The 8,297-nt window shown below is 62.6% G+C and carries 8 protein-coding genes; 7 read left to right on the top strand and 1 reads right to left on the bottom strand.

Annotation, left to right across the window (positions count from 1 at the left end):
* Positions 1 to 103 precede the first annotated feature (103 nt).
* Complete coding sequence (locus K7H91_RS25030; RefSeq protein WP_230722886.1) at positions 104 to 730, bottom strand: ribonuclease D; 627 nt, start codon at positions 728 to 730, stop codon at positions 104 to 106.
* A gap of 719 nt (positions 731 to 1,449) precedes the next feature.
* Between K7H91_RS25030 and K7H91_RS25025 the strand changes: the two genes are divergently transcribed.
* The 7 genes from K7H91_RS25025 (at position 1,450) to K7H91_RS24995 (ending at position 8,222) form a co-directional block, all read left to right on the top strand.
* Positions 1,450 to 1,806, top strand: coding sequence for a hypothetical protein (locus K7H91_RS25025; RefSeq protein WP_230722885.1), 357 nt, complete (start codon positions 1,450 to 1,452; stop codon positions 1,804 to 1,806).
* On the top strand, positions 1,799 to 2,449 hold the full coding sequence (locus tag K7H91_RS25020; protein ID WP_230722884.1) for a DedA family protein: 651 nt from the start codon (positions 1,799 to 1,801) through the stop codon (positions 2,447 to 2,449). Before K7H91_RS25025 ends, K7H91_RS25020 begins: the two co-directional genes overlap by 8 nt.
* 370 nt (positions 2,450 to 2,819) lie before the next feature.
* Positions 2,820 to 4,577 carry an alkaline phosphatase gene (locus K7H91_RS25015; RefSeq protein WP_230722883.1) on the top strand — a complete coding sequence of 586 codons (1,758 nt, stop codon included), beginning with the start codon at positions 2,820 to 2,822 and terminating at the stop codon, positions 4,575 to 4,577.
* Between the two features lie 66 nt (positions 4,578 to 4,643).
* Positions 4,644 to 5,099 (top strand): hypothetical protein, encoded by a 456-nt coding sequence (locus tag K7H91_RS25010; RefSeq protein WP_230722882.1) that lies wholly within the window; start codon positions 4,644 to 4,646, stop codon positions 5,097 to 5,099.
* Positions 5,100 to 5,126: 27 nt separating this feature from the next.
* On the top strand, positions 5,127 to 5,798 hold the full coding sequence (locus tag K7H91_RS25005) for an ABC transporter ATP-binding protein (RefSeq protein WP_230722881.1): 672 nt from the start codon (positions 5,127 to 5,129) through the stop codon (positions 5,796 to 5,798).
* Between the two features lie 4 nt (positions 5,799 to 5,802).
* A complete protein-coding gene (locus K7H91_RS25000) occupies positions 5,803 to 7,161 on the top strand; it encodes an FtsX-like permease family protein (protein ID WP_230722880.1) in 1,359 nt (452 codons plus the stop codon).
* 116 nt (positions 7,162 to 7,277) lie between these two features.
* Positions 7,278 to 8,222: an AEC family transporter gene (locus K7H91_RS24995; protein WP_018065107.1), complete on the top strand. Its 945-nt coding sequence runs from the start codon at positions 7,278 to 7,280 to the stop codon at positions 8,220 to 8,222.
* The last annotated feature ends 75 nt before the right edge of the window (positions 8,223 to 8,297 follow it).

The following is an 8,297-nucleotide window of genomic DNA, read 5'->3' as shown; positions in this document are numbered from 1 at the left end:
TAAGGGACCATCAAGAACAACAGAGTTGATGACGCCGAGAGGAGGAGAAGTCCGTCGCAACGATCGAACGAATGCGGCCCGCGGTGACTGACGGCGGCATTTCTCAGCTATGGGCGAAAATGTCGGTTTCTTCCCAGCCGAGAAGGTCGAGCTTCGCCCTTGTGGGCAGGAACTCGAAACAGGCGCTGGCAAGCTCCATGCGGCCGTCGCGGATCAGCCGTTCCATCAGCTTGTCGCGCAGGCGGTGGAGATAGAGAACGTCGGAGGCGGCATACTGAAGCTGCGCCTCGGTGAGTTCCTCCGCCGCCCAGTCGGAGGATTGCTGCGCCTTGGAAACGTCGATGTCGAGCATTTCCTTGAGATTGTCCTTGAGCCCGTGCCGGTCGGTATAGGTCCGGGTCAGGCGCGAGGCGATCTTGGTGCAGAACACATTGGCCGTGGTGACGCCGAAGGTGTGATAGAGCACGGCGATATCGAAGCGGCCGAAATGGAAGATCTTCTGTCGGTCCGGATCGGCGAGCATGGCGACAAGGTTCGGCGCCTCCGTCTGCCCCGGCGCGATCTGGATCAGGTCGGCGCTGCCGTCGCCCGGCGAAATCTGCACCACGCACAGCCGGTCGCGACGCGGAATGAGGCCGAGCGTCTCGCTGTCGATCGCGATCGCGCCGGTATAACGCGCCGCCTGTTCTGCCGGAATATCGTGTTTGTGCACGCGGATCATATCGCGCATCTCCATCGCCTGTCTTTTCGTCATGAACCGGGTTCATAGCGGATTGGAGAAGAGAAGGATAGCTCACTCAAAGAGATCTAAAACAAGGGGCCCCAGAACGAGGCCCCTTTTATTATTCGCTAAGTCTTGCGACCTGCGCCATTTTTGGTCGGATCAGTAAGTATGAACCCCTGTCCCGATTTGGGTGTAGGCGGCGCCGGCTCTCCTCGCACTATTGTGCGCTCTGCGCCCGTACGACCGCCTCTCGGGCCAACGATTTCGTATTGACCCGACCTTTGCACTTTTTCGCCGGGTTTAATCGGTTTAGGCATAGTTTTAGTCTCCACCGTGTTGACAAAAAAGCCTTTCACGGGGAGAAGAAAGTGTGTGGTTTCTAACCCGCTATGCTCCGGCACTTCGCCCACGGCGTTAGCGAGTACCTGAAACAAGAAAGGCGCTGCGATTTTTTTCGCAGCGCCTTTTTCTATGTCCTAACTTTTCATAACTTGCAACATATAGTTTCCCGTCTCATATCTACTTTCTCAACCGTTTGAGGTGAGCAATTTCTTTCTTCGAAAGAAATTGCTAAACGAAGAAAAGTCAAGTCATTTTTTTACTTTACCAACATTATCCACACCTCTCGGATCGTCGTCGCCGAGATCGCGCCCCCGAGGAGAGAAGGATTGTGGAATCACCGCCGAAGCTCTAACCGAGTGTTTTGCAACCTGGAAAGGACGGCCATGAGTCTGCTGAAACCCGTCCGCGCATTGTGGCAGCGCCATCGTGCGCTTTCCATCGCCTTTATCGGGGCCCTGCTTCTGACGCTGGCCCTCGCGCTCAAGACCGTGCTTGCGGTCTATTACTGGCACAGTCCTCGCGATCTGGAGCTGAAGGGCTGGATGACGCTTGGTCATGTGGCGATGGTGAACGATATCCCCGTCCACGAACTCGCCGAGGCGCTCGGCCTCGATCCGGAACACAGCCGCCGCCTGCCGCTCTGGCGGATCACGCGCGAGCGCGGCGAGACGCTGGAGGAACTGGAAGAACAGATCGCCGAAGCCCTCGACGAGCACGAACGGGCCGGCGACGATGAATGAACAGTTTCTGGCGCTGGTGCCGGTCTACGGCATTCCGGTCATGGCGCTCATCGTGTTTCTGGCCTGCCTCGGCATACCGATGCCCGCCGCCGTGATCATGCTGTTCGGCGGGTCTCTTGCCGCCTCGGGCGACCTGCCGATGCTGCCGACCATCGCCGCATGCCTCGCCGCCGCGTCGACCTCCGACCAGATCGGCTACTGGGTCGGGCGCAAGGGCGGCGCGAAATATCTGGCGCGGTTCGCCGCCCGCGGCCCCAAGCGGCAGCGTCTGGTGGACCGCGCCCAGGACTATCTCGAACGGCGCGGCGTTTTCGCCATCTTCTTCACGCGCTGGCTGCTGGCCCAGATCAGCCCCTATATCAACCCGGTTGCGGGCGCTGCCGGCATGCGCTGGCGCGCCTTTACCATCGCCGCCATCTGCGGCCAGACCGTCTGGGTGTCGACCTATAACCTGCTCGGCTTCACATTCTCCCGCAACATCATCGCCGTCGCCCATGTCATGGGCAATGCCACCGGCTTTCTCGCCGCAGGGGTCATTTCGCTTGCGCTGTTCTGGTACATCACCCGCGTCCTGCACTTTTCGCTCAAGAAGCGAAGGCGCAAGCGTTACCTGAAGCCGCGCGGTCGGCGCTACCGTTCCTGAGGTTCATCAAACCGCAGCAAAAACGTCATCGGATTGTTATCCGGCGGGACTATCGCGGAAGCGCACTAATACCAAGGATCAACGATTAGAACCCATATGACCGGAGCGATTTTGAAAGCCGGCTAGGCGAAAGCCGCAGTCATAGCCATAGCTACGGCGAGGATTTTCAACGACGCAGGCTTTCAAAAGCGCCCGTCCCTGAAAGGGTGCGGCTGGAATGACCACCGAGGGCGTCAAAATCCTCGCGCGATGCTCGAGCATCGCTCTGCGGTATTTTCCTACTCGGATGGCCATTCCAGCGCGCATCATATGGGTCCTAATCATTGGTCCTTGGTATCACCCTTCCCGACGCTCTTTCAAAGAGGTTCCCATGCGCGCCCGTCTCGCACTACTCGCCGCCGCCACCTGCCTTGCAGGTGCTGCCAATGCCGCAACCATCTATCCGCTCGACCGCGCCACCGTGCTGGCGTCGTCGCCCTTCGACTTCAAGGTCGAGCTCGACGCCGTCTATGACGCCGGCGATATCGACGTCACCGTCAATGGCAAGCCCTATGCCGAAATCTTCGGCCAGGACGCCGAATTCGTCGCCGATGAAAAGGGCAAGAATGACGAGAGCCTCGGCTCGGCCCTGATCCTGCGCGATCTGGCGCTTGCCGACGCCGGCGATTACACCGTTGCCGTCAAGGCCGGCGACGAGGAAAAGACCGTCACCTGGACCGTCTATGACACGCCTGAAACGCCGAAGGCCAAGAACATCATCTTCTTCGTCGCCGATGGCATGTCCATGGGCCACCGCACGGCTGCCCGCATCATGTCCAAGGGCATGACCGAGGGCAAGGCCGACGGCCGTCTCCACATGGACGAACTCGACAGCATGGCCATAATCGGCACCTCCTCGACCCATTCCGTCGCGACCGATTCCGCCAACACCATGTCGGCCTACATGACCGGCCACAAGACCCGCGTGAACGCGCTCGGCGTCTATGCCGACCGCACGCCGGACAGCCTGGACGACCCGAAGGTCGAAACCATTGGCGAGGCGCTGCGCCGCCAGACCGGCAAGTCGATCGGCGTTGTCTCCACCGCTGAAATCGAAGACGCCACGCCGGCCGCCGTCGTCGCCCATACCCGCCTGCGCGGTGACAAGGCCGAGATCGTCGGCATGTTCTACGACGTACAGCCGGAAGTCGTTCTCGGCGGCGGTTCCGCCTACTTCCTGAAGTCCGATGTCGCCGGTTCCAAGCGCAAGGACGACAATGACTACATCGCCATGTTCGAAGAGGCCGGCTACACCGTCGTCACCTCCGCCGATGAACTGGCATCCGCCGAGAAGCCGGCAGACGGCAAGCTGCTCGGCCTGTTCCACACCGCCAACATGGATTCCACGCTCGACCGCGAATTCCTGAAGAAGGGCAGCGTCGACAAGTTCCCGAGCCAGCCCGGTCTCGTGGACATGACCACGGCAGCCATCGACCAGCTTTCGAAGAACCCGGAAGGCTTCTTCCTGATGGTTGAAGCCGCCAATGTCGACAAGATGTCGCATCCGCTCGACTGGGACCGCGCCGCCATCGACATGATCGAGTTCGACCAGGCCGTCGGCGCCGCGATGGAATGGATGAATTCCAATCCGGACACGCTGATCGTCGTCACCGGCGACCACACCCACGGTGTCTCGGTGATCGGCACGATCGACGACGAGGTCCAGGCCGACGAGATGCGCAACAAGGTCATGACCTATGACGACGCCGGCTTCCCGAACTATACGGATGAAAACGGCGACGGCTATCCGGACCAGATCGACGTTTCGCGTCGCCTCGCCATGTTCGCCAACAACTTCCCCGACTATTACGAGACCTTCCGTCCGAAGATGGACGGTCCGTTCGAGCCGGCCGTGAAGGACGAGAACGGCCGCTACGTCGCCAACGAAGCCTACAAGGATGTCCCCGGCGCGGTTCTGCGCACCGGCAACCTGCCTTATGACGCCTCGACCGGCGTTCACGCCGTCGATGACGTCCTGCTGCAGGCCACCGGCCCCGGCGCCGACGGCTTCAAGGGCTATATGGAACAGTCCGACGTCTACGGCGTGCTGGCCGACACCTTCGCTCTCGGTTCCAGCCAGAAGCAGTAAGCTTCGTTTCGAAGTCAGGACCGGGCGGTCTTCGCCCGGTCCTCTCCTGCCAGGAGATTTGATCCGATGACCGCTCTACCCCTTTCCCGCCGCAGCCTGCTTGCCGCCTTCGGCACGCTCGGCCTCGGCCTTGCCTTTCGCCCCGCCTTTGCAGCCGACGAACTGTCCTTCGACGATCTTTACGGCTCCTTCAGCCCGCTCGGCCTGAAGTTTTCCGACAAGGTGAAACAACTGACGGGAGAGAAGGTCTCGATTCGCGGCTTCATGGCCCCGCCGCTGAAGGCGGAAGCGAAATTCTTCGTGCTGTCGGAAATCCCGATGGCGCTCTGCCCGTTCTGCTCGTCGGATGCCGACTGGCCGGACAATATCATGGTCGTCTATCTCGACCGAAAGCAGACATTCACCCAGCCCAACCAGATGATCGAGGTGACCGGCACGCTCGAAAGCGGCTCCTGGGTGGACCCCGAGACCGGCTTTGTCAGCCAGCTGCGCCTGCGCGGCGCGCGCTACAACAAGGTCTGAAACGACATACCCGAAAGGTCAGTCACGATGCTGCCTCTCTCGCTCAACGATATCGCCGTCACCTTTCCGGGCCTCGACAGCCCGGTGCTGACGATCCCGAAGCTCGATATCGCCGCCGGCGAGCGGGTCGCGATCACCGGCCCCTCGGGCTCCGGCAAGAGCACCTTCGTCAACATCATCACCGGGCTCGAGCGGCTCACCCATGGCAGCGCCCGCTGGGGCGAGACCGAACTTTCCGCGCTGTCGGAAAGCCGGCGCGACCGGTTTCGCGGCGAGAATATCGGCCTGATCATGCAGGATTTCCATCTGTTTCCGGCCCTTTCCGCGCTCGACAACGTGCTGCTGCCGGCAAGGCTTGCCCGCGCCGCCGGCACGGAGCGCATAAAGCGCGCGCATGACCTGCTCGACCGCGTCGGGCTTTCCCGTCACGACCAGAAGACCGGCACCATGTCGCGCGGCGAGATGCAGCGCGTGGCGGTCGCCCGGGCGCTGTTGCGCGAGCCCGGCATCATCGTCGCCGACGAGCCTACGGCAAGCCTCGACGCCACATCTGGCGAGACTGTCGGGAGCCTGCTGCTGGAACTTGCCGAGGGTGCCACGCTGATCGTCGTTTCCCATGACCAGCGGCTGATCGCGCCGCTGACGCGCGAGATATCGTTGCTTGCCGGCGTCATCGCCAGCGACGAGAAAAGAGGCTGACCCCATGTTCCGTTTCATCCTCGCAGACCTCAAACGTCTTTGGGCCGGCTCCATCGTCATCGTCATCCTGATCATGCTGGCGACCGCGCTCGGCGTCGCCGTGACGCTGGAAGAGCGGGCGTTGAGGCTTGGCAGCGCCCGGGCCTCGGAGAAATTCGATCTGGTCATCGGCGCGCCCGGCAGCGAAACCCAGCTCGTGCTCTCCTCGGTCTTCCTGCAGGCCGCCGACTTGCCGCTGATGGATGGCGACATCCTGCCCGACCTTCGGGCGGACCCCCGCGTGGCCTGGGCCGCGCCGATCGGCTTCGGCGACAGCTATGCCGGCTATCCGATTGTCGGAACCACATCAGAGCTGATCGAAAACACGACGCCAGGCTTTTCCCAAGGCGGCAATTTCACCCATCTGGGCGAGGCGGTGATCGGCTCGGCGGTTGATCTTGCGATCGGCGACACGATCAAGCCGATGCACGGCACGGTCGAAACCGGCGGCCACACCCATGACGAACTCGCCTATACCGTCACCGGCAGGGCCGAGCCCACCGGCACACCCTGGGACCGCGCCATCTTCGTGCCGATCGAGGCGGTCTGGAAAATCCACGGCATGGAAGCGCACGAGGCCGACGACCATGATCACGAGGCGACCGGCCATGATCATGACGATCAGGCGGACGACCACGAACACGAGCATGACCATGAAGCCGAACATGCGGATGCGGACCATGACGAACACGCCGCCCACGATGATCACGACGAGGCGGGGCATGACGAGGACCATCATCATATCGACCCCGCAGCACCTGTTGACGAGCACTGGCATGAAGGCGAAACGCCCGGCCTGCCGGCGATCCTGGTGAAGCCGAAATCGATCGCCGATGCCTATAAGCTGCGGCAGGACTACAGGGGCGACCAGACGCTCGCCGTTTTCCCGGCGGAAGTGCTGACCAAACTCTACGCCACGCTCGGCGATGCCAAACAGGTGCTGACGGCGATTGCAGCGGGCGCACAGGTGCTGGTTGCCGCGGCGCTGATGCTCGTTACCGTCATTCATGTGTCCCAGCGCCGACGCGAGATCGGGGCGTTGCGCGCTTTCGGCGCGCCACGCGGCGCGGTGTTCACCATCGTCTGGGGCGAGCTCTTCCTCCTGGTCGCGATCGGCATCGCGCTCGGCTATGCGGCGGGTCTTGCGGCGGCGCTCGCGATCGCGCGGTCGATCACGGCCGAGCGCGGTGTGTCGCTACCGGTCGAGTTCACGCATGCCGATCTCGGCACGGCCGCCGTGCTGGTGGCAGTCGCGGCCGTGCTGTCCGCCCTCCCCGCGCTGATTGCCTATCGCCAGTCACCGGCGGCCGCCCTGAAAAGCTGACGCGGCGGGAAGCGATTGAAGGCCATCCGGCAGGCTGGCGGTCTTGACACCGGTCGCGGCGGGGAACAGTTTCGGAGCACGCGGCACGAGCCGTGCCGCCCGCCTGAAAGCCCGCCATGCAAGAAATATTCAACAGCGTCATCCCGATCTTCGCCCTCATCCTGATCGGGTGGGTCGCCGTCAAAGTCCGCTATCTGCCGGCCGAAAGCGCCGGCGTGCTTTCGGGCTTCGTCTACCGGATCGGCCTGCCGGTGCTGCTGATGCGCACCATCGCCAATGCCGATTTCACCGGCGCCGACCCGTTGCGTATCTGGGGCGTCTATTTCGCCAGCGTGGCGATTGCCTGGATCGCGGCCGCCATGGTGTCGCGCTTTGTCTTCAACCGGGACCGCGTCTCCGCCGTCATCATCGGGCTTTCCGGAACGTTTTCCAATCTGGCCCTGCTCGGCATTCCGCTTGTCAGCCATGTGGCGGGCGAAACCGCGCTGGTGGCGCTTTCAATCGTGCTCGCGATCCACATGCCGGTGCTGATGGTAACCGCCACGGTGCTGGCCGAACGTGCCAAGGCGCGCGAGGGCGGCGCGACCAGCGACCCGGCCCGCCTCGCCGCCACGGTCGGTTACAACCTCGCGACCAACCCCCTGGTGATCGGCCTCATCATCGGCGCGGCAATGAATCTCACCGGTCTGCAACCGGCGGGACCGCTTGCGACCGTCATCTCGATGCTCGCGGGCATCGCAGCGCCCGTGGCCCTGGTCTCGATCGGCATGACGCTGGCGCAGTACAAGGTGGCGGGCAATGCCGGGCTGTTTTCGGCCATCACCGTCATCAAGCTCGCCCTGCTGCCGGCTCTGGTGTTCGCCCTGTCGCACGCTTTCGGCCTACCGCAACCGATCATGGCCGGGCTGGTGCTCGGCGCTTCCTGCCCGGCGGGCGTCAACGCCTTCCTGCTTGCCGACCAGTTCGGCGCCGGCCGCAACATCGCCGCATCAACCATAACGCTGACCACGCTGCTCGGCGTGGTGACCGTCAGCCTTTGGGTGCTGCTTCTGGGGTATTGATTTTTGCCTTGATGAAAGCGGGACAAAGCCTGATCTGCAAAGCGACGAGCTTTGCCCATCGTCTGTCATCTGCCG

The organism is Martelella mediterranea (assembly GCF_021021415.1).
Lineage (GTDB): Bacteria > Pseudomonadota > Alphaproteobacteria > Rhizobiales > Rhizobiaceae > Martelella > Martelella mediterranea_C.
The sequence above is the reverse complement of the archived record's forward strand: the minus strand, read 5'-3'. Positions and strand labels throughout refer to the sequence as shown.

Excerpts from the sequence above, each read along its gene's own strand:
- K7H91_RS25030 (WP_230722886.1), bottom strand. The coding sequence starts at position 730 with ATGCGCGATATGATCCGCGTGCACAAACACGATATTCCGGCAGAACAG.
- K7H91_RS24995 (WP_018065107.1), top strand. The coding sequence starts at position 7,278 with ATGCAAGAAATATTCAACAGCGTCATCCCGATCTTCGCCCTCATCCTG.
- K7H91_RS25020 (WP_230722884.1), top strand. The coding sequence starts at position 1,799 with ATGAATGAACAGTTTCTGGCGCTGGTGCCGGTCTACGGCATTCCGGTC.
- K7H91_RS25005 (WP_230722881.1), top strand. The coding sequence starts at position 5,127 with ATGCTGCCTCTCTCGCTCAACGATATCGCCGTCACCTTTCCGGGCCTC.
- K7H91_RS25025 (WP_230722885.1), top strand. The coding sequence starts at position 1,450 with ATGAGTCTGCTGAAACCCGTCCGCGCATTGTGGCAGCGCCATCGTGCG.
- K7H91_RS25000 (WP_230722880.1), top strand. The coding sequence starts at position 5,803 with ATGTTCCGTTTCATCCTCGCAGACCTCAAACGTCTTTGGGCCGGCTCC.
- K7H91_RS25015 (WP_230722883.1), top strand. The coding sequence starts at position 2,820 with ATGCGCGCCCGTCTCGCACTACTCGCCGCCGCCACCTGCCTTGCAGGT.
- K7H91_RS25010 (WP_230722882.1), top strand. The coding sequence starts at position 4,644 with ATGACCGCTCTACCCCTTTCCCGCCGCAGCCTGCTTGCCGCCTTCGGC.